This window comes from Bacillus cereus group sp. N12 (assembly GCF_016483575.1).
In the GTDB taxonomy this organism is placed as follows: Bacteria; Bacillota; Bacilli; order Bacillales; family Bacillaceae_G; genus Bacillus_A; species Bacillus_A toyonensis.
The window spans coordinates 17,715-43,089 of the sequence record NZ_JAEHBO010000047.1; the positions used below are offsets into that span (position 1 = coordinate 17,715).

The following is a 25,375-nucleotide window of genomic DNA, read 5'->3' on the forward strand; positions in this document are numbered from 1 at the left end:
ATATAATTGGCTGGTCTCAATTCATAAAATTCTTTTTATTATATAGATAAGCATAAAAATATTAGGAAGTTAATAGTAATATATATCAGATAGAAATTATTAAATCAAAAGAAAAAGCAATCATTGAAAATATAAAGCATTAAAGACAGGGCAAAAGATACAGGAAACAAAGAATACGGATGCAAAAAATGGATCAATTTACGTATAGAGTACATTTTAAATACAATTTTCAAGAAAAAAATTTAAGTAAAGCTTTTACTGGAATTAATTATAAGATTAACGTAAATAGCAAGAGTACGCTCGTAAAACTATGATATATATAAATCAAATCGGAGTGAATACGATATGAGAGCGGTCGCGAAAAAAGTAAGAATAATACGTTTGCAGGATGAATATTGTAAAAATTGTAAATATCAAACGGATGTAGAACAGTATTGTATTGAACAATGCGAAATAGGAAAAAAACTTATTACGCTGGGTAAAAAAGAATTTAGAAAGAGATTGACAAAAGTAAAAACGATAGAAGAAAAATGGGATGAAAAGTGCAAACAAGCAATAATTTTATATAATCAAGGAGTAAATTATCCAGATATTTCAAAGGAAATGGGTTGCCACGTGAGTAATTTGTATAAAGAGCTCAAAAAACGTGGATGGTTACAAATGTAAAATCATGAAATAAATTTTCAAACAAACAAGTTATACGATTGGAACATGCTTTACATTTGATATGAATTGTATACTTGCTTATTTTCAGCAATTACAAAATAAACTAATTCATTTTTATGTTCTAATTTTCGTTTACCTAAAATTGGTATTTCACACCTTCTCTTTTTGAGGAAGGAGTCTTCTGTCGAAAAACGATAAAATTTTAACATTAAATTTCTGGGTTATAATTCCTAAAAAGAAAAACACCCGTTCTGATTAAGGACGAGTGTTTTTCTTTTTAGGTTATCTAACAGGGATAAACTTCCATGAGCTAGGTTTTTGTTTTTTTTCACCTAGTACAATCCAATTTTTCTTTGCATTTATATTCTCATAATTTAATGGATAGTCATCTGTAAAAATATTATATTCTGTAGGATTATCCAGGTTAATTTTAATTTTAAAATCAGCTAAACTATCAGATTTTTGAGCAAGGTGAATCCAACTAGAATAATTAGACCAATTTAAATATTGGAATTGGTCGTAATTTGAGTGCTTCATGCGAAGATATATACTCTCCCCGTGGTGTAGGTTTGCATCATTTTCTTTGTAGAATTCAAATTCCATAGGTGTACCAGATACACCATTGTTTTCTTTATTTGCAAGTGTGACATAATCGTAACGATTTGCTATATACCATTCAAATGTTAGACCTTGATAAGGAGATTCACTTGGTACGATATAATAGTTTTTCCCTGCTTCTATGACGTTTCCTTCTATATCATAGATTAATGCAGTCTCTATACTTGGAGCTTTCACATTTTCAGTAAAAGTTTTAAACCACAGATTTAAGAAACCTGCTGTATTGCGCTGAGCTTCTCCTAAGCTTCGCTGCACAGCTGGGGTAACCATTTCTTGCCACAATTGTGCCTTACCACTATTATAATACTTAAATGTTTTATCATTAGTAATATTTTGAATTTCAGGTTTAGCTACTCGAGCTGCATAATCAATCCATTCTTCAGGTGTGGATAGAGAATTATTATAGTTCCCTCCAGTATTGACTGCAAATTGCTTTTGAATGGTTGTAACATAATTTTCAAAGTAGCTATGATATTTTATAGCTCTCGTATCAATTGCAGTAAAATTTGCTGCATGCATAGGTTGAGTAGCATCTGTAAAGTAGTGCGTGGCTACTCCTAAGTAATAGAAAGCTTTTTCATAGTCCTTATTTCGTAAATGTTCTCCAGATTCATAAAAGTATTTCTTACCTTGTGTAAGAGCCGTTGGATTTGTTTCTCCTCTATAATTTTCTTTAGTATCAGGATCATAAAAATGAGATTTCCATCCGCCTTTAAAAACGCCACCTATTCCTGTACCACCATCGTTAAACTCTGCATTATAATCTGCATCATATAATCCTTTAGAAAATAAATCTTTATATTGTGGATAATTAAAAAAGTCCACAGCCTGCTTATTTGCTTCAATATTAGATTCTGTTTTCATAATTTCAATAGCTTGTTTTGCAATCCATAAATGTGTACTTTTATCAGAATGATACGGAGCTTCTGCAGACCATCTTGCAGTAATAGGATCATTCTCATTTAAATCAATTTGATCGAGATGAGCATAACTACTTTGAGGACATACTCCTAAAATAGTTAAAGTCACTCCAGCTATACATAGTGTTGATACGATTTTTTTCATTTTTTATCCCTTTCTAAATATAAAGATTCTTATGCGGATATTCATCTTATTCACGAAAGTTAAATAGCTCTAATAAAAGAGCGATTAGCAAAGGCTAATTGCTTAATTTCTCTCTTAATGGAATACCAACACACATCGATTAAAATAAAAAGTTTAAATTAACCCTAAACAATAGTTTTTCTTCTCTACCTCTAGTTATATATAAAAGCGCGTCTTATTTAAACATGTTTTTTTATGTAATTTTGCATATCCAAAAATAGGGGATTAAATAACCTTCCATTTATTATATTAATGAAAGACCGTTGTCTCTAGATAATTGAAATTATGTTGTTTTAAGTTAATAATCTATATCCATCAACTTAAGAATTTAGAATTAACCCAAAATGAAAAAATGAACTTTTTGAAGTGTTGTTTTGTTTGCTTTTCTATATTCCCAAAAAGTAATCTAGGTATTAAGGGAAAAGGTTTTAGATTTGGAAACGTAAGTGACATCTCATTTGGTACTAGTTCCTCTAAAGAACCATATTCTCTAATACAAAAATTTCCTGATAAGTTGGACAAGTCTTTAGCAAAGTTTGGAGAAAGAAATACTGCGATGGCTTTCATATCTTTTACTGCTTCTGGAACAAAAGGTATTTGAGTTAAATTAAGTATCATGGTTGCATACATTTTTTCTTCATAGCGGTCGATTGGGTAAGTTTCATTTGGTAATGAAACTTACCCAATCGCTACGATATAATTGTAAAAATACTTCTTATGCTAACTCTTCAGCGATAGATTTATCTATAACAATCCATATGATTTGTTTCACAGCAAAAGCATATTACTGCTTAAATAAATCTTCAAAGGTCATAGCAGACGCATGACTTTCTTCATTTTCTATGGTTAACATGTTAGTTTAAATCTTACTCTCTATTTGATACCTGTATTATAGAACAACCAGAAAAACGGATTTTGTGACAGTTTTTCTGGTTATTTTTTATTATGAACTAAAAAAGCATTCATCTCATTAAAAGATAAATGTAAAAAGAGAAATAAAAACATAAAAAATCCAACTCTGATTCTGAGGTTATTTCCATTTGTTTGATTAGATTTGGAGGAAGTGTAAGGCAAATACCGTTAAAACAATATAAAACAACGTGAAATAAACTAAATCCCAATACTGTATTCTACCCTCTATTTTTTACTTTTCTAAAACAATTTCTGCTATTTTATTAGCATATTCTTTAGAGTCAAATCCATCATAATTACTTAGAACTACAACGGACAAATATTCTTTTGGAAACCGCATAAAGTGTGAACGATAACCCGCCCAACTTCCTGAATGTTCCAAGTACCGATAGTTAAAACCTTCAGCAAGCCTTAGCCCATAAGCATAATCTTCATTGTCAATAATCGACTCCCCAGTTGGAGAAATCTTGGGACCTATTCCGCTCATTCTTTTAACAAGGTTTTTTCCACCAACGGTACCTGTAGTTAAATTCTCTCCCCATCTTACCAGGTCTTCAACATTTGTATGAACTGCTCCATCCCCTGTATGTTCCCAAGGGCTTTCATAGATCTTATATGCTCCTTGTTCATTCTTTGAATATCCTCTAGCAATTGATATAGTAGTTGGATAGTAATCCACAATTGTTGTGTCTTTCATGTGTAAAGGATCAAAAATACGTTCCTTTGCAAACTGACGTAGAGACCTGCGACTTACCTTCTCTACCACTAGTGACAATAAAAAATATCCTGTATTGCTATACTCAAATTTTGTGCCAACTGGGAATCTTGCAATTTGATGATTTTTAAGGTGCTTTAGCGATTCTTCCACAGTTAATATATCAGTAAATTTAATATTTTCTGCTTGAGCCAATTCCATATAATCAACTAGTCCACCAGTGTGATGAATTAGATGTCTCAATGTTACAGGTTCAGCATATGCACCTATAGAAGGGACAAATTTTACAATTGAATCATCTAAACTCAATTTCCTCTCTTGTTCTAAGAGTAATATAGAAAATGCTGTGAATTGTTTAGAAACTGAGGCTATATTAAAAACGGTTTTGGTAGTTATGGGTAGATTTTTCTCTATAGAAGCTAAGCCAACTGCACCTTTATAAGTTACTCCGCTATCAAAACTAGCAATATATGAAAAGCCAGGAACTTTTGGTGAAAACTTTTTTAATAATTGTTTAATCAATGTATGCGTCTTTTCATTATATGTATTATTCACCTCAATCACATACCCTTCCCTTTAAATGATTAGAAATATATTATCCTGTTATCTTTTTCAATTACACATCTTACTTCAACTCAAAACAACATATTTTATATTTGACTACAATCAAGCACCGTCGCACGGATTTCTTTAGTTTCTAAATTCTTCTCTTTATAGAGAGCTTTAATTTAGTGAGTATTATTATCCCCGAATTTACGAAATTCCCTCTTTCAATTCTAAAATTACTCGTGGCAACTTAATAGATATTTTCTAAATTGGGTCAATAACATCTAAATCAAAGATGTTATTGACCCAAAAATACCTATTTTACTTTTAGATTTAGGACCGATGTACTAACGAATATGAAAACTATTTACCAGTCCTCTGTAAAGATAGGTTTGAATAAAACATTCATCTACCTTAAACCTTGTTTCAAATTTAGTTATAGTCTTCGTCTATAGTGTTTTACTATTTCGATATGAAAATCCAAATAACCTTTTTAAACAACTTTGTTCACAAAAAAGCAGCGGCGTTCCAAGTCTTTATTTTTCATTGTAGTTTTAAATGTAGGAGTGGGTAGTGATGCCCTGCATTGTCTGTAAGTTCCCCATTGACTTCAGCTAACTAATTCAAGTGAGAGAGTCAAGAAAGTAATCCTATATCTTTTGCCTTTTGTACGGCTTCTTCTCGATTTTTAACTCCTAGCTTCTCATAGAGATTGGAGGCGTAATTTCTTACCGTTCCGTTTGACAAGTAAAGTGTCGAAGCTATTGTTTTATAACGGCTTCCTTGTGATAGTAGTTCCAAAATCTCTACTTCTCGTTTTGTTAATCCATACTCTATTCCATCTGATCGTGATTCAAATAATCCTGTTTCTTCTTTTTCTTCCCACATCCTATGGAACAAGTCATGAGTAATCATCGTGCCTCCTCGATAGACTAGACGAATTGATTCAGCTAGTTCACGCGAATCTATGGATTTCAATACATATCCATCCGCACCATTTCGTATAATTTCTTTTGCCCTTTCTGTATTCTGGAAGGTTGACAGAATGAGTACACGAATGTCCGGCCATTTTTTCTTAATCATTTTAGTTGCATGAATCCCATCCAGATTTGGCATCTCTAAATCCATTAATACTACATCTGGTTTTAGTCTATCGCACAATTCCAAAGCCCGTTCTCCATCTTCAGCCATTCCCACTACTTGTAAATCCTCCAGTCCACCCAAAATTGTATGAAGACTTTCTCGAATAAAAGAATGATCATCGACAATACACAGGCGAATTTGTTCGTTAGCCAGTTGTACTTGTTTCGGTAAAACACATGAAATTAATGTCCCTTCCCCTTTTTTGGAATAAACAATGACTCTTCCTTGTGACTGACTTACACGCTCTTTCATTGCAGTTAATCCAAATCCATCCTTCCACTCTTCTACCCCACAGCCATTATCCTCTACATCCAATCTTATCTGTTGTGGTTCAAAATGAAGTGACACAATGATTTCTGTGGAATGCCCATGGCGAACAGCATTTGTTAGTGATTCCTGCAAGCTCCGATATAGTGTCATTTTTGATTGTTTGGAGACCATATACTCTTCCCCTATTATTCGAGTACGTACATTTACTTTTGCATGTTTCTTAAATTCCTCTGTCAATTGTTGTAGTGTGGTAGCTAAGGGAAGCGACTCTTGTGATAAATCTAATTGGTGTAAATACAGTCTTACTTCTTCCATACTGTTACGGGCCAATTGTAATAATGAATCTAGCTGTTGCTCTCCTTCTTTAGACTTTAATTCCACACGCAATGTTTCCATCCCCATAATAATTGAAGTATAGGAATGCCCCATCGTATCGTGTAAGTCTTTTGAGAGCCTATCACGTTCCTCCAGTAATGTAATCCGCTCAACTTGGGATACGTATTGTTCCAATACATGTTTCTGGTTCCGAATAATTTCACTTTGACGGTAATTAATAGCCAGTAAACGAAAGAAAGAGCCCATAGCAAAAGCTAAACTGAGTTGTAGGATGATTACCCATAAATCTGTCACTTCGGAAAATATCGCAATGAGCAACGGGAACAAAATAATTGTGATAGGACCTGACCAGCGGTAAGATTTATGAACGCTATTTGCCGCAATCATAAAAGTGGGCATTAAAAAAGCAAGATACGCTAACGGAAATAATAAAGTTAAATAGAAACAAACTCCGCCAAATAATATTATTTCAGTAAATAAATAATAGCGATAACTGAACATTAAACAAATCCAAGGTACTGAAAATGAAACGACCTCCCAAAGGATTATGATCCAAAGTGGTACTGTCAAATGATCTTGTTGTTGGATAGTCGTTGATATCAATGATAGCCAAACAATAAAGCGTATACAAAGTAAGGCCCAATCATACCAAAACCATAGTTTTAAAGTCTTAAACAAATTATCACTCCTTTATAGCTTTAAACATGAAACGCGTGTACATTCCAATAATTCGAACTAAGTCGTTTCCAATAAGATTATGTATCCAGATGAGAATGAAACCAACAATCATGACAAAAATTGCTGTCTCCCATGAATTCACAGCAATGCCCAATAAGTATATATTAAAATATTGAAAAAGTAAGGGGGTAACGATACATACTATTGGCATTACATACAGTAAAACAGCACATATAAGACTCATTATTCCGACAAAAATTTTCTGCATGAGCCAAAAAATAGCCCTCCAGTTGCTATTATTAAGGATTATATCCCTCACTTTAATCCATTTATCTCTCTCCTCTTTTTTTCTTGGTTCGAATAGCTCTATCGATATATCTGTATAAACTTTCGTCTGAATACGTTCATACTGAACAAACGTTTGAGTTGTTTGTAGTACCCACGCTAATAAGGGAATACCCCAAAAAATAATCGTCATTACTAATGCAAATGTAATGCTGATCAGATAGAAACAAAAGTAAAAAAAACCGGATACAAAGGTAAATAACAAGAAATAAAAATCTTGCAAAGTTTTTTGAGCTGATGCTTTCATTATTAAAATCTCTCCTCCTCATTCATTGCTAATGCGTTAAAAGCTACTTTTTTATTCTAAGAATTTTTCTGTCACAAACGGTAGTGTCAAAATGTCATGATTTGTATGACATAACTATTAATACAACCTTATCCCACTCAACTTTTAGTATCCTTTATAAATATGATAAACCCCTTGCTATACTCTGTTCATACGCTAACTCTTTATGCTAAAGATAGGAATGTGTTCCCGATCTTATCTTATTTCTTTACAAATTTTTTGGTACAAAAAAGGAATCCTTATAATAAGGATTCCTGAAAGAAATGACATGTCATAATCAATTCCTTAATTTCGTGCATCATACGTAAAAATTCCTCGGTCCCTCATTTTATCTACTAAATAATACATAGTATTATATTCTAAGAGATTAATTTTTTGTATTTTCAAATAAATATATACCTACACTGGTTATTCCAGTAACATTTCTTAGATGCTTGCTGCATATAAAATTATTATGCTTTTGGATGTCGCCTCCCTACTTCAATAAAATAATCATGGTTACCTAATTGTAGGGATAAAAAAACCTTGATTAACTTCTTGTTTATTTACAGTGAATGATTCTTGAACACTTATTGTATTTAGTTTATATTTGTCCCTATTTTCATCATTATATCGAAATACTAGATCGCTAGTTTTTGTTGAAAATGATATAGTCAGCTGTTCAAAAATAAACTATGACAAAGTTTATTCATTTTTCCTTTTGCCTACTTGCTAAATTCAGCAAGTAAAATATTTTTAAAAGGATTAGGACTATTAGCTTTATTGCTGTTCAAATTGACGGCTAATGTATGCTTGCCTCCAATTGTGCCTCCAGCAAAAGTAGAAAAACCTGGAGAGCCACCTGCGTGTCCCCAAATCGAGACACCATTTGAAAGTTTTTTTTCATAGATTCCAAGACCATATCCATCGATTATTTCTGTTCCTGTAGGAACTGTAGTAAGCATTTGTTTTAGTTGCTGTTCCTTCAGTAATTTGCCACTAAGTAAGTAAGAGAAAAATTTGTTCAAATCGTCAGCAGTAGAAATCATATCTCCATCCGAATTACCTGGGTAAGAATAAGTAACGTCTTTTGGCTCACTTGCTTCGTCTAGTTGGAAATATCCACGGGCATGATTGGTACCTGGAATAACAGTTGAATTACCAGGTAGGAATGTATTCGACAATTCGAGCGGTTCAACAATCCGATTTTCAACCTCTTCCGCATAGCTGTTTCCAGTTACTTTTTCAATAAGCATACCTAGTATTACGTATCCTGTGTTTGAATAAGACCAGCCCTTACCTGGAGCAAAGTCTGGTGGAAGAGAAATTCCCATCTTTACTAATTCTTCAGCCGTATACAATTTTTTTGTATCCATAATATTATAGTCTTTTGACTTTAAGTATTCAGCAATCCCACTTGTATGATTCAATAACTGCCGAATTGTAATCTGGTTACCATCATATCCGTTTCCTTGAATGACGCCAGGCAACCATTTTTCGATGGAGTCATCTAGATTCAAGCGGTTCTCTCCAGCCAATTGAAGTAGAACTGTTGCAATGAATGTCTTCGTAACACTGCCAATACGAAAACGATAATCTGCTTTCATTGGTTTCTTGGTTCTCAGATCCGCTACCCCAGCAGCATGACTCCACGTTTTTCTATCCTTTGAAATTTTGGCGAGTATCCCTGGGTATCCAAGTTGTAGTGTATCCCGCATTGCTTTCTTGACGGAAGTACGATCCCTTTGAGTATTTGTTTGTAACGAACTAGATACATTTTGATCAGACTCTGCTTTTACAATTGAGCTTGGTGTTGTGTATAACAAAGAACTTCCAGTCATTAAAAGGACTAAACCTGTAGATGTAATCTGACAATGTTTTTTCATAAAGATATTCCTCTCCTCTATTCATATTTTATCGGTAGTTATTTGTTGTTTTATACAAGTCACACAGCTTTCATCTTAACCAAAGACAAATGGACAAAAATGGATTTGCAATTATCTTACTCAGCATTATTTACACAAATGCTATTTTGTCCTAACAAGCGGTAAATTGCTCTTTTTCCACATGTATGTTAACCCTATAAATTATTTATTTTCCTTAAAATACTCTTGTTAATGGTTTGTTTTTCATAAATAAGTCATACTTGTTTCCCCCTTACACGCCCCTTTATATTTTTGTAATACACAATGAAAATCTCCCCTCCTCATTTATTGTTAATGCTTTAAAAACTGCTCTTTGATTCTAAGTTTTTTTATGTCACATACGGTAGTGTCAAAATGTCATTGTTTGTATGACATAACTATTAATACCGCTGTATCCCACTCAATTTTTGTTCTTCTTTATAAATATTACAAAAACTCACTACCTACCATGACTTGCCTCTTGCTACACTCTGTTCATACACTAACGAGCCGCTAACTCGTTGTGCTAACAAAAAATCCTAATTAAATAAAGGAGCGTACAAAAATGAAACAAGCAATTAACAAACTGGGGATTGTTGCAGTTCTTCTTTCTTCTTCAACCATGATTTCTGCGTGTTCCCAACAATCATTAGAGGCTGAAAAATCAAAGCCATTGGCATCCGGAACTAATATCCAAATGCCGAAAGGACCTACTAATAAAAAAGAAATAGAATCTTTTGCTGATCCGTTATTTGAGGAAAAAATGAAGAAATATAATGTGAATGGTTCTAGTTTTGTCGTCGTTCATGATGGAAAGGTCGTTGTCAATAAAGGATATGGATATGCTGATAAAGAAAAGAAAATCCCCGTTACTAAGGACACGGTCTTTCAAATAGCTTCAGTCTCGAAAACTTTTACTGCTTTGGCTGTGATGCAGCAAGTCGATAAAGGAAAGCTTAAACTAGATCAAGACGTACAAAAATATCTTGGCGGATTACAAATACCTAATCAAACAGGAAAACCCCTTACCTTGTTTGATATGCTCACTTATACCAGCGGGGTAGATTCTCCCAATCTCACAACGATAACTGGACCTGAATACGTTAATAATAGTATACCGATGAAAGAATTCTTCTCTAAACATATGCCAACTGTAGTACGGCCACCAGGTGAAGTTTATACGTATGACAACGTCGCATTTGCGCTCGCAGGGTTTGCAGTAGAGAATGTTACTAGTACCCCCTTCTCGAAATATATGGAAAAGAATATTTTCAAACCATTAGACATGAAATCTACAAGTATGAGCTTAACGCCTGATCTTCTCGAAAGAATGGCTATACATTATGGTCCCACTGGCGATCCGATTCCAACAAGTAGGAACATAACGGATGCACCAGAAGGAGGCATTTTATCTACTGCAGAAGACATGTCAAAATACATGATTATGCAACTACAGAAAGGAAAGTTTAAAGACAAAGAAATTGTAAGTAAAAAAAGCATGGATATGATGCATGCCTATCAAGTTTTTGATGATAAGACGATTCCTGTTGCGACAATTGGATTTGAAACGCCTTTCAATGAATTTGCTAACGGTCAACACGTCGTAATGAAAGGGGGAAGTATGCCTGGACATCAATCACTGATGATTTTAGTGCCTGAACAAAAAACAGCATTCTTCATGTCTTACAATAATGATTCAACGATGAGTATAGACGTGTATGAAGCTCTCATGGATCACTATTTCCCTGCTAAGAAGGTGGAAAAAACTAAATATCTTTCGTTAGAGGAGAAAGAATCCCAGAAATATTTGGGTTTGTACCAAAACACACGTTTTGCTTCAATTCGCACCCACTTTACCTATGAAAATGGGAATTTGGTCATGGAAGGGGGATTATCCGGAAAACAAGTTCTCAAAATGATTCATCCGTTGTTATTTGAAGATTCGGAAGGCTACAAGGTTGCTTTCAAAAAAAATGCAGCTGGAGAAATCACATATTTTCACTACAGCTCTCCTAAAAGCCTAGATTTCATGGCTGATGCACAAAAAATTAACAACAAACCGTCCTTAGCAGATGTCCCGCAAATGAGTAACTATAGAAGTCATATCGATAATCTTTATGCTTTAAACATCATGGATGCTAAAGAAGGTAATTTATTCGATCCAATGGGTACTATGACACAAGGAGAGTTTGCGGATACGTTGTTACTTGCTCATGGATTTAACGGTTTTCCAGACGAATCCAAGGAGGCAAAGGCAAAAATTATGAATGGAATTCCAGAGTATAACCGTGCTACTCCGATTACCCGACAGGTCGCAGCAACCATGATTCAAAACGTTAAGCAAATTATAGACTTGAAACCGATTCAACCTGATAAAGCTATTAAAGTTAAATTACTCGATGCCGCAGATGACTGGGCAGTCCAATCGATTCAAGCACTTGCCTCCCAAGGAATTCTAGACCCTGATACTTCCATCAATGCTGATGGTTCCTTTATGTTCCGTCCGAAAGACCTGTTACTGCGTCAAGAGGCAAGTGCCTTGCTGGATATAGCTTTTGGCTATTATGCACTGCCTATCAAACGGTAGTAGATATTTTATTCTAGATTGAATCATAAAAAAATTGAATGCTAGTATCTTATCAATAACAAGCTAAAATAAAACAAGAAATTTTTAACTTTATAAGATTTGAAGCATGGCTCTATATTTGAAATTTTTGCTTTTAAAAAAGGAACCTATTAGGAAATTTGATAGGTTCCTTCCTTTAATTTAATAGGCGTTATACACATGTAAATATGTTGAGTTAAATCTCTAACCTCCTCTAAAACAATTTTCTTAAAAGATAGAATTCTTACATGCTTGTAAGGTAAATGTAAGACAATTCAATATGAGGACTATAATACTTTAGATTAAATTATATATAGCCAACAAACGAACAGGAGATAATAACTATGAGTATATTAACAGTCCGTAACTTAAGTAAAATTTATAATACAGGAAATATAGCTTATACAGCTCTTTCCAATATTGATTTGACAATACAAAAAGGAGAATTTGTAGGAATTATGGGAGCATCAGGAAGTGGCAAATCAACTTTACTGAATATGATTTCTACTATTGATGCACCAACATCAGGAGAAGTATTTATTAACGAAAAAAATCCCCATTGTTTATCTTCTAATGATTTAGCATTATTTAGACGCCGTGAACTAGGGTTTGTCTTTCAATCCTTTAACCTCATGAATACTCTAACTGTAAAAGAGAATATTGTTTTACCACTTACATTAGATAATGTAAGTTTGAATGAAATGAACAACAAAGTAGAAGTTATTTCTAAAAAACTTGGAATTGAACAGATTTTAGATAAAAGAACCTATGAAATTTCTGGAGGACAAGCTCAACGAACCGCCATTGCTCGTGCCCTCATTCATTCTCCTCAATTAATATTAGCAGATGAACCAACAGGAAATTTAGATTCAAAAGCGGCAAATGATGTGATGGAACTCCTAAAGAAATTAAATCAAGAACAACAAGTAACTATGATGCTAGTGACACATGATCCTGTAGCAGCGAGTTACTGTGATCGAGTAATCTTCATTACAGATGGATCTTTTTATAATGAAATTTATCGCGGTGACAAACGTTCGAAATTTCACAAAAACATCACAGATGTACTATCTTCACTAGGAGGTAATTAACATGAATTTTCGTCAGCTTGTATATAATAATGTCACTCGCAATAAACGATTATACCTTGGACATTTTTTGAGTAGTACATTTGCCGTGATGGTACTATTTACTTTTGAATTGCTTGCATTTCATCCTAATTTCACTGGTAATCTTGTATCGACCAGTGAGACCATGAGTTCTTTAAGTACAAAAGGATTTAAAATTGCTCAATATCTAATTATATTTTTCTCCTTCTTTTTCATTCTATATTCTATTACTATGTTTTTAAAAACAAGGAAAAAGGAATTTGGGATTTTATTACTCCATGGCATGTCTAACGCACAATTAAAAAAGCTAATTTTCATGGAAAATATGTTAATTGGATGTTCTGCAATTATTGTTGGGATTGGACTTGGATTAGTTTTTGGAAAACTAATCTTACTGATAAGTGGTTCCCTTTTCCTGTTAAAAGGTGGGCTTCCATTTTATTTTCCTGCTAAGGCAATTTTAATAACATCTCTTATGTTTTTTATTTTATTTATACTTGTCTCTTTTTTCACTGTACGGGTAATGAAAGTATCACAGCTAATTGAACTTATGAAATCCGAAGAAAAACCAAAAGCAGAACCAAAGTCATCTAAATGGCTAGCTTTCTTCTCAATTCTTTGTATTAGCATTGGATATATCTCGGCATTTTATTTAGATACAGCATTAAGAAAAGGAAATGAAATATACGTTCTGTTAATATGTGTTTTCTTAAGCGTATTAGGAACATACTTTTTATTTACTCAGCTCAGCTTTTATGTCATTACAATATTGAAAAATCGTCAATACACGTTCTTTAAAAAAACCAATATGTTAATGATTTCAGAGTTAACATATCGAATGACAGATAACGCAAGAACACTCTTTCTAGTAAGTATACTTTCCGCAGTTGCCTTTACCTCTATCGGTGCTTGTCTTTCTATTGGAAATGGCGCATTAGCGACAGTTAACAGCTCTTATGCATTCGAATATAAATCATTTAAAGGCAACAACGAGGAGGCATCTCATATTTCTCAAATAGAGAAACAATTACATAATGCTGGATTCTCATATAAATTAGTATCCTCTACTGGTTTTTATACAGACGGAGGAATATCAATAATGAAACTGACTGATTACAACACAACTGCCAAAACACTAGGATACCCGGTAGAAACGTTAAAAAAGGAAACAGACAGTCTAATCCTTCCATCAAAAATGTATCTGAGAGCGGCTTCTCAAGAGGAATTAAAGAAAATGTCTTCATCACTTACACTAGAACAGGATAATAAACATTTTAATCTTTCGAGGAACAAAATATTAATAAATAATATTATCAGCCCATCTTCTCACTTTTCTGTCGTCGTTTCGGATTCAATGTACGAAACAATAATAAATACACAGCAATTAGCAGAAGTAAAGACCGATTCGCATATAGACTATCGTTTTTTAATTAAAAATATGTATGAAACAGGAGATGTGGCTAAACAACTTGCGAAGATAATTTCAAATGATTATAGGAGCGGACGTCCGCCTTTTATATTTGATAGCCCGGTGTTAAAATGGTTAGAAGGCAAACAAGTGAATGCGATACTATCTATTCTTAGTGTACTAGTAGGAGTTGTATTTTTTATTTTTGCAATTAGTTTCTTATACTTCCGTTTATTCACAGATTTAGAACGAGATAAAAGCCAATTTCAAATGCTTTCTAAATTAGGGTTAACTAAAAGAGAGTTAAAAAAAATTGTAACCCAACAAATTAGCATATTATTTTTTATACCTATCGTGATTTCAGTTCTTCACAGTAGCATGGCCTTCTTGGCAATAAGGGCTTTAGCGCAGAGCAGGCACATAGACTTACCTATTGCAGGAAATTCTATTCTCATATTCACGAGCTTTATTAGTGTACAAATAATTTACTACCTTATTATTAGAAGAAGTTATTTACGTCAAATACTTCATTCCATAAATTAAAGTGGAAAATGAGAGAAATGCTGGTGGTATTCCGTATATATACCTCCTACTTAAAGTCACCTTTTTAGTGAGCTAATTAAATTCTTTGTTTTACTAATGGAGTAGCACCACATCTCTATCCAGCTAAGAAAACAAAATTCCTCCTAATATGAACAAAAGCCGATACCCTTAATTTATAGGGAAATCGGCTTTTTCTTTATAAAAATTTTTCTTAGCTTCCTTTACATTAAAGGACTAGTTTGTATATTTGAGGAGATGTGCGAGACAGGTTTACATTTAGAATAATCTAATATTTTCCATTCGAATATGATAGAATAGAAGTATATCCAAAATGGAGGAATAGCAAATGAACTCAAACACAAAGCAGTTTATTTATGATATCCAGCAAAGAAAGAACAATTATATAGAAAATGCTTTAATAGCAATACAACATCCTAAAAAAGAGCAATCTGAACAGGTCATTCAAAATATAGTAGAGAAGATGGATATGATGATTAGTCTAGTTACTACGTACATGAGGATTGAATCAGGATCTACGGAAGAATTAAAAGAACTTCAGAAAGAAATTATCCATGCTCAAGCCTATATCCAAAAAAGAAAATTTGAAGAAACACAGAGATAAAACCCTGTGTTTTTATTTGGACATCTATGAAACCAATTTGTTATAAATCAAATTAGACGTAATTTAATCATTGTTTTGGCATAATCCATACAATTTGTTGAATTCGTACAATATATGGTACCGTATCTTCAATTAGCAAATGATCTGGTTTCACATCCTTTAACTTTCCTCTTACATTACATCTTACAGTTTCAATAACCACATGTTTACCAATTACCGATTGTAATGTCTGATATACGTAGGGATTAGGTACACTTACCATATTTTGTTCACTTAAGTCATTTCCCTCCAAATAACTCAATCTATAAAACTCCTTTCTAACCTACATTCTTTCTCTTAATATATGATATAAAATATAGGGAAAGATACTAATTATATTGAATATAATAACGTGTTTTTAAGTATACCTTTAAGTGGGTGTCGTCGATGAGAAAATATTTCTATCTGATTGGGCAAAAAAACAAGAGGATAACGTTTCACTAGCCCATAAACTACGTGGTTCCTCTTCAATATTAGAAGGAGAGTATCAGATTGAAGAAAATTTATTTAAATCCTATTGACAAAAGTAATTGGGAAGAAGCAATTAGACTGTCTGTTAAAGAAGAACAACAAACATTTATTGCATCCAACCTTTATTCTATCGCAGAAGTTCAATTTCTAGATAACTTCTATGCAAAAGGTATTTATCTTGATGAAAAAATGATAGGATTTACTATGTTTGGGATAGATTCTGATGATAATAATTATTGGATTTATAGACTTATGATTGATAAAAAATTTCAAGGGAAAGGTATAGGTAAACAAGCTATACATCTAGTAATTGATGAGATAAGAAGAAATAATAACGCAAACATTTCCATAATAATGATTGGATATGCTCCTGATAACCTTACAGCCAAATTTGTATATAAAAAAGCAGGATTTATTGAAACTGAATTATCATCTTGGGGTGAACAGTTAGCTAAGTATTCCTTATAAGCACTTGAATTCTCCACATTCACTTTTAGACTTATTAAAGAAAAGAGTCTGATAGTATAGTAATATAGATAGAAAATGATTAAACTTTTTTATAACAGAATAAACCAACTGAAATATTAAGAGCGTGTTTTGATTTACCTTTTTCAAAACACGCTCTTTTCTATGATTGTTTATCAAGATTATTTAGTATTAATTTGATTAAACTTTATTTAAGGGCAACACAATGTCTAGAATAGAGAAAAAATACCCTCCGAGTCATAAAGCAAACATAAGAAGTATCTTGTTTCACCATATGGATCTTCTACTTTTTATCCTTCTGAACATGATAGTGAATAAAATTACATCTAAATTGAACATGCCATCCACCCACAATTTGCTGTTTTCTAAACTAAAAGTTTACCTCTCTAATAAATGGAAATAATAGATCTATAAACCATTAGATGGAGGATTTATAGTGACAAATAACAATAATTACGATGGAATATTACCCCATAATACCGAATCTTATTGGACGAGCAGTATCCATTTACCAGAATACCCTTCCTTAGAAAATGACATGCAGGTAGATGTTATTATTGTAGGAGGAGGAATTACTGGCATTACTTCTGCCTATCTTTTAGTAAATGAAGGTCTAAAAGTCGCTGTTATAGAGGCAGATAAATTATTAAATGGAACGACTGGACATACGACAGCTAAAATTACTGCTCAACATGATATGATTTATGACGAGCTTATCAGATATACTGGAAAAACTACCGCCAGATTGTATTACGAAGCAAACATAGATGCCTTAAAATTCATTCAAGCCACAATTAATAAACATCACATTGATTGCGATTTTACTCAACAAGATGCTTATTTGTATGCCACAACAGAAGAATATGCATTTAAGTTAGAAAAAGAAGCAGAAGCTTATAATGAACTTCGTATTGAAGGCGAACTTGTAAACAAACTTCCTATTGATTTAAAAATACATAATGCACTTGTTATGAGAAATCAAGCACAATTCCATCCCCTTAAGTATTTAGCTCATCTTTCAAATATAATTACAGAAAAAGGTGGATACATCTTTGAAAATACCACAGCAGTAAATATAAAAACAGGCGAACAACCTGTAGTTCTTACCCGTGGAGGAGCTCAAATTACAGGAAAGTATATTCTCTCTTGTTCTCATTTCCCTTTTTATGAAGGCGCAGGACTTTACTCTACAAGAATGCATGCAGACCGATCCTATATAATTGCAGCTAAGACAAAAACAGATTATCCAGGTGGTATGTATATTAGTGTAGATGAACCAACCCGCTCTCTCCGTTCTACAACAATTAATGGTGAAAAATTTATTCTTATCTCTGGAGAAAGTCATAAAACGGGACAAGGCGGAGAAACACTAAAACATTATGAAGTACTAGAAATATTCGGTCAACAAGTCTTTGGCCTTGAAAATATTCCCTATCGGTGGTCAGCACAAGATTTAATTACACTAGACAAGATTCCTTATATCGGTGAAATTACCTCCGATCAAAAAAATATATTAATTGCTACTGGATATAGAAAATGGGGTATGACAAACGGAACCGCAGCGGCGCTTTTATTTCGAGACATCATATTAAAAGAAAAAAACAAATATCGGGAATTATATACTCCCTCTCGTTTCCACATGAATCCTAGTTTAAAGAACTTCTTAGTCGAAAATGCCAATGTTGTTGGACACTTAATTAAAGGAAAGTTAGAGATTCCTCAAAAATGTATTCGTGATTTATCTAACGATGAAGGAGCTGTCGTTGATATTGATGGACATAGAAAAGGAGCTTATAAGGATACAGAAGGTAAACTTCATATTGTAGATACAACTTGTACCCACATTGGATGTGAAGTTGAATGGAACAATGGAGAACGTTCTTGGGATTGCCCATGCCATGGTTCGCGATTCTCGTATACAGGGGAAGTACTTGAAGGGCCTGCTGAAAAACCATTACAAAAGTATGACTATAAAATGATAGATAATCTTACTTCAGAAGACTCTGGTTATTAACTAAATTTAAGTAGCGGTTATGAAAATCGGGGGAAATTATTATTATAATGGCAGCTTTAAAATTATAAAATCATGGAATAAACCCTCAAACAAATTATATGAATAATATATTGAAGTTGCACGAGTCAATAATCTGTTGGGGTACGACAATATTGCTGTAACAAGAAGCATAAGATGGCCATTTTGTCCATCTTATGCTTCTTTTAGTTTACGATAAGCTTTTATTATTTAATTTTACTCATATTCAGTTGCAATCTGGTCCTATTTGTACAATCTATTTATTTTGTGCGATCTTAGCACCTTCATATAATTTATCCGTATAATTTTTAAGGTCCTGCCAATTATCCTTCGCTGTATTCAGATCTGCTCTTATAATCTCATCAAACAAGTCTAGATTAATGTTGTCAACACTGTCAATCAATGATTTATATTTTTTCTCCACTGTCCCCCACTGAGTCTTTATATTTTCAAGAGCAGTAACAGCTGTACCAACTGTTGCAGCCATATGTTCCGTTTTATTTTTGGCATCAGTCAAAATAACTACTTCTGCCTCTGCTCCAGAAATTCTGGACTTTAATTGTTCTATTTCTTGTTGTGCAGATGTGATATTCTTGTCAGTAGTGACAATCAATGGTATACCAATCGGAGGCATAAATACAGATAAAGCTATATAGCCACCACGTTTATCATAGTTTTCTTTAATTGTATTATTACAATTCTCAATTCGTTGTTGTAGAAGCGGAATACCAGCGTTCGTACTTTCTAGAATATTCTCCAATTGATTGAAATCTTCTTTGAAATTTCTTGTATCTTCTGCTATTTCACCTTGAAAATTTTTCAATTTTTCTAACAGTACATCTAATTTTTGACTATTGTACAAAATACTATTGTGCAAATTTTCTAGTTCATATTTTAATTTCTCTGTATCTTTTTGCTCTATAGCAGTTAGTAAAAGCTTATAACTTGCTTGAAACGTATCATTATAACTTACAATATTCTGATGCGTGTACATAATACGAGTTTTAAAATACATGAACCAAAAGTCGGCATTCTCTATTGAATCCCGTTGATGCTTAATCATGTTTGCTTGTAAATCACCATTTATAGAACTTATTTTACTTAAATCTGTCAGCTGTTGATTACTGATTGTATTGGCATATGAATCCATTGTAAGGATATTTGCCACCATTTTTCCCATTACTTCTTTAAATTCACCAGGAACAAGGGAATAGTTCTTCAAACTTTCTTGCTGTTGGGACACAGTTGGTTCTGCTGCTAAAGTATGAAGTGGAATTACATTATTCGCTGCCATTCCCGTAATGATTGTTGACAAAATAATCTTCTTATATAAATTCTTATTCATCTTTTTCACCTACTCTTTTACATGCATCACATATATTATTAAATTCATAAGCTTCTATTCTTTACTTCAAATGAATTAAGATTATTGCAAATAAAACAACATATTAAAATAGAGATACTCTTATTTTCTTATTCTATAATCTTTATTAAGTTTCATAACTATATAGGAAGTCTCCTGCTCAAACTTGAACAGGAGACTCATATTATGTGTTCTTCAAAAGGGAAACTTAGTATATTATATTTTTCATTACTTCGGCAATTTCTTGATGTAATATTATTATTTCAAGAACGAAATCTCACTACTTTGAATATTTTCAGCATACTTTCTAATCTGCTCCCAATGTTCCTTCGCTGTATCCAGATCTGCTGTTATATCCATAGCAAGGAATTCTGGGTCAACCTTTTTAGCTTTATCAATCAATGCGTCATATTTTGTACCCATTACATCCCACGTAGTCTTTATATTTTCAAGAGAAACAATAGCTTTATCAATTGTATCTGTTAAATTTTTAATATCACCTTGCACTATCGTTAACCTACCTGACTGTAGTTTCGCCATTGAAATATCTTGTGTTAGCTTTATAATTTCTTCTTGTGCCTTGATTATCTGCTGCTGCGATGAAACAACTCCGAATATCGAGCCTCCTAATCCAGCTGCACCAAGAGGCGCAAAAGGTGAAAGAATTAAGTATACACTGAAAGCAGTTGCAACCGACGATCCAATATAAATTTTGTTATTTTCATCAATTAATGCTTTATTTGCTTCGATTTGTTGCTGGAACAGTGGAATTCCAGCTTCTTCACCAGTTAAAATATTTACGATTTTTTCAGCATTCCCTTTTAATTTTTGTGTATCTGTTTCTAATTTGCCGCGAAAGCTTTTCAAATCATCCACTAATTTGGTAACTTGAGCTTTATTCTGTGAAATTTCACCATTCAACTTTGTAAGCAAAGCTGTTAGTTTGACTGGATCATTTTTATATTGTAATAAATAACGAGAATAATTTTGGAATGTTGTATCATAACTGATAATATTTTGATTCGTCGTAATTATTCCTGATTTTAAATTATTTAACCAGTATGTTGCATTTTCTCTAGTAATATTTTGGTTGGCTTTAATGTCTGTTTTTAAATCATCGCCAACTGAAGGTAAACCATCCAAATTAATATCTGCTTGTTTAAGTATAGTTAAAGCATACAGGTCCATTACCAACATATTGGATTTAGTATCCTTCATCGCATTATCAAGCCCTGTTGGTCCAAGGTAATAACTAGGGTATTTAAGGTCTTGATTTGCATAAATAGGTGCTGGTTCCTCTGCCGAGGCATATGATGGCATAATGCCACCCGCTACGATTGTTGCTATTAATGTAGATAAAGCCATTACTTTATAAGGTTTTTTCATCACATTTTTCTCTCCTTACATTATTAAAAATTATTGTTCTTAATTCTACAAATTTCATCCTGTTACTTTTATTTTTGTAACACTCTCTTGATATTCCGTTGTTTGTTTTTTCAATTCATCCGTAAACTGTTTAAGCTCTTTTAATCGTGCTTGTAATGAATTAGAATCTATTTTCGTATCAGCATTAAGACTTGTCCCCGTTTGAATCATTATGTTATTAAAGGTGTCCCAACTACTTACTAGATTGTCAAAACTTTGAGTTTGATTTTTAGCTGTTCTTGTAAAGTTATTTAATTGCTGCTCAATAAGTGTCATTTGAGTTGCTTGCACTTCAATAGTCGATAAATTTTGTACCAATTGAATTAGTTTCTGTTGCTTCTGAGCAATAGCTTTATTCAGTTCTGTTACTTTATCATTTTTGAGTTGTCCATATTGGTTATAAATCGCTTCCAAATTAGACACGTCTACAGTTTTATCTTTAACTCCGTCTTTCAAAATATTAATAACCGACTTTGTAATATTTAAAGAACCGTCTAGATTTTCTTTTGGTAGAGCTAGAAGTTTTTCAAAATCTTCTTGAATGCCTGCATTAAGTTGTCCCATTTCTGTTCTTAATTTTTCAATGTCTCCGTTTGAACTCTTATAAGATTCAAACGCTCTGGTAACTTTAATAGAAAATTTATTACTATCTTCAACCAAATCGTCTTTAAAATTATTTAAGTATTCTGAATTTATTTTTATATTATACTGAATTTTTTGCACGTCACCTTGAAGTAAATTAAAAATACGTACAAATAATGCTTTTGCTTGTGGATCTTCATTCATTTTTCCAACTAGTTCAACCAATGTATTGTAATAATTTGTAAATGTTATTCCGAAACTCTGTATGTCTTGATTTACTTTGAATAATTTGGGATTATATGTATCCAGCCAATCTCGAACATGGTTTCTTGCAGTACCTTGATCAGTTGTTATTCCATATATAGTATTTACATCAAGGTCTGGTTGCTGTAATATGATTAGCCCATATCCTTGAATTAATGGCGTCTGTGATCCTAATTTCGTAATCGAATTTGATAACCTATCCATAGCGGGTCCAAGTATACTACTTGGTTGTAAATAAGTTGTATTACTTTCTGCAAAAGTATTTACAGGTGCGAAGCAACTTGTAGATACTGCTGTAACTAATAACCCTGCGACTAACGCTTTTTTCATAGTAATCCCCCCATTTATTGGTGTCTTTTGATAAAATAGTTGGACTAAATTTTAATTAATTTAAAATCCAACACTAAAACTATTAATCTATATAGATTATTTTAAAGATGAATTTTAAGGAATATAAATATAGATTGTAAACATTTGTACATAATGCCCTACTATAAACTTATTCCTTAAGTCATTACATAAAAGGCATATACGACGATAATCTTGATTCTATATGTCTTAAAATGTAACTAACACCTTGTGCCCTTATTAAAACATCAAATTTTCAGTGCGTATATAGTAAAATTTTGTAGGTTTTTGTATAATTTTGTCCTTTTTCACTTTATTATCTTAATTATTTAATATGTGTACACATTAAAATACTATACTTCTAAAATTGCTATGGAACTTCACCCCTATAATTAAAATAATTATAATTTAATAACACCGATAAAAAGATACCTAATTTAATTTAACCAGGTGAATTTTCATTTCCAAAAAATATTTTAGTATAGTTTTTTAGTACTCTTCACTTATTTCTTCCTCTATATGGATATGTAAAATTGCATATCCGTATAGAGGAAAGTTAACTATTATATATACATAGTCATAAGTGTTAATTTTCCAAATAACTATTATGTACTACCGCTACATCAATATTAAGTTTCCATAACTTGTTGAAAACGTTAGAGTAACGGAACTTATCCATTACTTCTATAACAATTATGCGTTGGATTCATCAGTCTTGGACAAAAGAATCCGATATGATCTAAAACAACTAAATGCCCCTTATAGAGTCAATGAAACATATTTACTATTAAATTCATAGACACATTATTTATTCATTTTCAAATTTCTCTTATTAATTTCACGATATAACGCTGACCGACCCAGCTGCCTACCCTTTTTTTAGCAATATCTAATCCGGCTCTTTGTTTTTCTTTCAATAACTCTCGTTCCCATTCAGTAACAGCTCCAATGATATGGAAAAGCTTTTTTCCGGTTGCTGTTCTTGTATCAAAATTATAATCCAGACTAACTATATGAACATTTCACTTTTCCAAATTTTCAACGAGTTCTAACATGTGTTTCAAACTTCTAGCTAATCTATTCATCCGAGCTCCAACAACTGTATCTCCTTATTGAGGTCCACCATATCCGCCTATCAAGCTAAGAAAATATAACTTACTCCCGGAACTAGATTTTGTCCTAATATGTAATAAACAGCTCTTTTTTCATTTTGGGGTTGATGGGTATGTAAGGTGACCTCTATCAAGAAAATTTTAGCATATAAAGAGGGTTCTGGAAGCCAGAACTCTACTGTCTAAAATATTTACTTTGCCCCTGGTTATAGTAGCACTTGTACTGGGCCTAGATGCTAAAAAAAGATGGTTTCGGCGCACTACCGAAACCATCTGCTTAAGCTCTAAGGTTTTTCTATGAAATCTTCCATTGTATAATGGATATAGTTTAACTATTTTTTAGTTATTTTTTCTTTTACTTCTCACTAAGAACAGTAAACCAATTACAAGAAGTAATCCACCTGCATATAGTGCTATTGAAAATTGACCACCTGTACTTGGTAATATTCTCAAAGGATCTATTGTTTGTGTTGGGTCTTTGACAATAATTTTGTCCCCGGTAGTTCCTGTACCCATCCCTTTATCTGTATCTTTGATTGGGTCAATTGCTGGTTTTTCTTCACCTGTAACAATTGTTTTTGCTGGCTCGCTTTCTTTTTCGCTTCCAGGCTTCTTCGCTACAGCGGTAATTTCATCACCTTTGGTTAATTTTGTTCCTTCTGGAACATCTAACTTCCATTTTCCAGCTTTATCTACAGTTGTTTTACCAATCTCTTTTCCAGTTGGATCTTTGACAATAATTTCGTCGCCAGGAGTTCCTGTACCCGTAATCTCTTTATCTGTATCTTTGATTGGATCAATTACTGGCTTGTCAGCTAGTTTTTCTAACCCCACGGATACGTCAGTTTTCGGCGTTTGTCTTGATATACCTTCTCCTGTTACTTCCGCTGTATTCGTAATCGTTTTTCCAAATTGACCTAACTTGATTTTCGCGTGAAATACCACTGTATGCCACTTAGTATCTGTCACATTTCCAAGTTTTCCAGTTACTTTTCCTTTTTCAAATTGACCTTTGTCTGTGTCGGCTGCATCTGTTACAGCTTTTCCATCTACTTGTAATGTACCTGATACATATTCCAATCCTTCTGGTAATGTATCCTCAATTACTAGATTTTGTACTAGGCTATCGGAAACCGTATTACGTGTTTTGATCGTATACTTGATTTCATCGCCTACTTCGATATTTTTATTTTGAAGGTTTTTTGCTGTTTTTTCTGATTCTAACTTCGAATCTCTTGGATATACTTTCACTTTTACCTGTGGCTCTTGTGACGTTACATTCTCTCCTATTACTTTTGCTTTGTTTTGAATGTCTTTACCTGCTTGGCCCGTTTTTACTTTTGCGTGAAACTTTACCGCATGCCACTCAGTATCTGTCACATCTCCCAGTTTTCCAGTTACTTTTCCTTTTTCAAATTGACCTTTGTCTGTGTCAGCTGCATCTGTTACAACTTTTCCGTCTAC

Annotated in this window: 18 protein-coding genes and 2 pseudogenes; 7 read left to right on the forward strand and 13 right to left on the reverse strand. The window is 32.9% G+C overall.

Translation table 11 applies throughout. The annotated features are described in order from the left end of the window. Positions 1 to 345 precede the first annotated feature (345 nt). A complete protein-coding gene (locus JDS92_RS19490) occupies positions 346 to 666 on the forward strand; it encodes a helix-turn-helix domain-containing protein (RefSeq protein WP_199632382.1) in 321 nt (106 codons plus the stop codon). Between the two features lie 282 nt (positions 667 to 948). Here the strand turns inward: JDS92_RS19490 and JDS92_RS19495 are convergent, their stop codons facing one another. From JDS92_RS19495 to JDS92_RS19525, 7 genes and pseudogenes are all read right to left on the reverse strand, one after another. Continuing rightward, the gene (locus tag JDS92_RS19495; RefSeq protein ID WP_199632383.1) at positions 949 to 2,349 is read right to left on the reverse strand and encodes a zinc dependent phospholipase C family protein; all 1,401 of its coding nucleotides are present in this window, start codon (positions 2,347 to 2,349) and stop codon (positions 949 to 951) included. 438 nt (positions 2,350 to 2,787) lie between these two features. Continuing rightward, positions 2,788 to 3,039 (reverse strand): annotated as a pseudogene (locus JDS92_RS19500) (DUF1963 domain-containing protein); the annotation flags it as partial. Between the two features lie 67 nt (positions 3,040 to 3,106). Continuing rightward, a pseudogene (locus JDS92_RS19505) lies at positions 3,107 to 3,241 on the reverse strand (RNA polymerase sigma factor SigX); the annotation flags it as partial. A gap of 291 nt (positions 3,242 to 3,532) precedes the next feature. Further along, positions 3,533 to 4,570, reverse strand: a complete 1,038-nt coding sequence (locus JDS92_RS19510) for a serine hydrolase domain-containing protein (protein WP_199632395.1) — start codon at positions 4,568 to 4,570, stop codon at positions 3,533 to 3,535. 627 nt (positions 4,571 to 5,197) lie between these two features. Next, positions 5,198 to 6,988 carry a helix-turn-helix transcriptional regulator gene (locus JDS92_RS19515; protein WP_199632384.1) on the reverse strand — a complete coding sequence of 597 codons (1,791 nt, stop codon included), beginning with the start codon at positions 6,986 to 6,988 and terminating at the stop codon, positions 5,198 to 5,200. Positions 6,989 to 6,992: 4 nt separating this feature from the next. Then, positions 6,993 to 7,583 (reverse strand): sensor domain-containing protein, encoded by a 591-nt coding sequence (locus JDS92_RS19520; RefSeq protein WP_199632396.1) that lies wholly within the window; start codon positions 7,581 to 7,583, stop codon positions 6,993 to 6,995. 740 nt (positions 7,584 to 8,323) lie between these two features. Continuing rightward, the gene (locus tag JDS92_RS19525; protein ID WP_199632385.1) at positions 8,324 to 9,484 is read right to left on the reverse strand and encodes a serine hydrolase domain-containing protein; all 1,161 of its coding nucleotides are present in this window, start codon (positions 9,482 to 9,484) and stop codon (positions 8,324 to 8,326) included. Positions 9,485 to 10,067: 583 nt separating this feature from the next. On the opposite strand from JDS92_RS19525, the gene JDS92_RS19530 reads away from it, so the two are divergent. The 4 genes from JDS92_RS19530 to JDS92_RS19545 all read left to right on the forward strand — a co-directional run bounded on the left by JDS92_RS19530 (position 10,068) and on the right by JDS92_RS19545 (position 15,789). Continuing rightward, positions 10,068 to 12,089, forward strand: coding sequence for a serine hydrolase domain-containing protein (locus tag JDS92_RS19530; protein WP_199632386.1), 2,022 nt, complete (start codon positions 10,068 to 10,070; stop codon positions 12,087 to 12,089). Positions 12,090 to 12,451: 362 nt separating this feature from the next. Continuing rightward, positions 12,452 to 13,198 (forward strand): ABC transporter ATP-binding protein, encoded by a 747-nt coding sequence (locus tag JDS92_RS19535; RefSeq protein ID WP_199632387.1) that lies wholly within the window; start codon positions 12,452 to 12,454, stop codon positions 13,196 to 13,198. A 1-nt stretch (position 13,199) separates the two neighbouring features. Continuing rightward, positions 13,200 to 15,167, forward strand: coding sequence for an ABC transporter permease (locus JDS92_RS19540; protein ID WP_098711804.1), 1,968 nt, complete (start codon positions 13,200 to 13,202; stop codon positions 15,165 to 15,167). Positions 15,168 to 15,513: 346 nt separating this feature from the next. Next, positions 15,514 to 15,789, forward strand: coding sequence for a hypothetical protein (locus JDS92_RS19545; protein ID WP_001087712.1), 276 nt, complete (start codon positions 15,514 to 15,516; stop codon positions 15,787 to 15,789). 67 nt (positions 15,790 to 15,856) lie between these two features. On the opposite strand, the gene JDS92_RS19550 is transcribed toward JDS92_RS19545, so the two are convergent. Then, on the reverse strand, positions 15,857 to 16,090 hold the full coding sequence (locus JDS92_RS19550) for a YuzF family protein (RefSeq protein ID WP_199632388.1): 234 nt from the start codon (positions 16,088 to 16,090) through the stop codon (positions 15,857 to 15,859). Positions 16,091 to 16,320: 230 nt separating this feature from the next. Here JDS92_RS19550 and JDS92_RS19555 point away from each other — a divergent pair, with 230 nt between their 5' ends. Both JDS92_RS19555 and JDS92_RS19560 read left to right on the forward strand, forming a co-directional pair. Continuing rightward, positions 16,321 to 16,767, forward strand: a complete 447-nt coding sequence (locus JDS92_RS19555; protein WP_199632389.1) for a GNAT family N-acetyltransferase — start codon at positions 16,321 to 16,323, stop codon at positions 16,765 to 16,767. Between the two features lie 454 nt (positions 16,768 to 17,221). Beyond that, complete coding sequence (locus JDS92_RS19560; protein WP_199632390.1) at positions 17,222 to 18,799, forward strand: FAD-dependent oxidoreductase; 1,578 nt, start codon at positions 17,222 to 17,224, stop codon at positions 18,797 to 18,799. A gap of 274 nt (positions 18,800 to 19,073) precedes the next feature. Here JDS92_RS19560 and nheC read toward each other — a convergent pair whose 3' ends face one another. The 5 genes from nheC to JDS92_RS19585 form a co-directional block, all read right to left on the reverse strand. Beyond that, complete coding sequence (nheC, locus tag JDS92_RS19565) at positions 19,074 to 20,162, reverse strand: non-hemolytic enterotoxin subunit C (protein WP_199632391.1); 1,089 nt, start codon at positions 20,160 to 20,162, stop codon at positions 19,074 to 19,076. Between the two features lie 276 nt (positions 20,163 to 20,438). Beyond that, positions 20,439 to 21,566: a non-hemolytic enterotoxin subunit B gene (gene nheB, locus JDS92_RS19570; RefSeq protein ID WP_199632397.1), complete on the reverse strand. Its 1,128-nt coding sequence runs from the start codon at positions 21,564 to 21,566 to the stop codon at positions 20,439 to 20,441. Between the two features lie 54 nt (positions 21,567 to 21,620). Beyond that, on the reverse strand, positions 21,621 to 22,781 hold the full coding sequence (gene nheA / locus JDS92_RS19575; protein WP_199632392.1) for a non-hemolytic enterotoxin subunit A: 1,161 nt from the start codon (positions 22,779 to 22,781) through the stop codon (positions 21,621 to 21,623). Positions 22,782 to 23,617: 836 nt separating this feature from the next. Further along, the gene (locus tag JDS92_RS19580) at positions 23,618 to 23,812 is read right to left on the reverse strand and encodes a recombinase family protein (RefSeq protein ID WP_307838336.1); all 195 of its coding nucleotides are present in this window, start codon (positions 23,810 to 23,812) and stop codon (positions 23,618 to 23,620) included. Between the two features lie 438 nt (positions 23,813 to 24,250). Then, the coding region (locus JDS92_RS19585) for an isopeptide-forming domain-containing fimbrial protein (RefSeq protein ID WP_199632393.1) at positions 24,251 to 25,375 on the reverse strand (1,125 nt) is incomplete at its 5' end.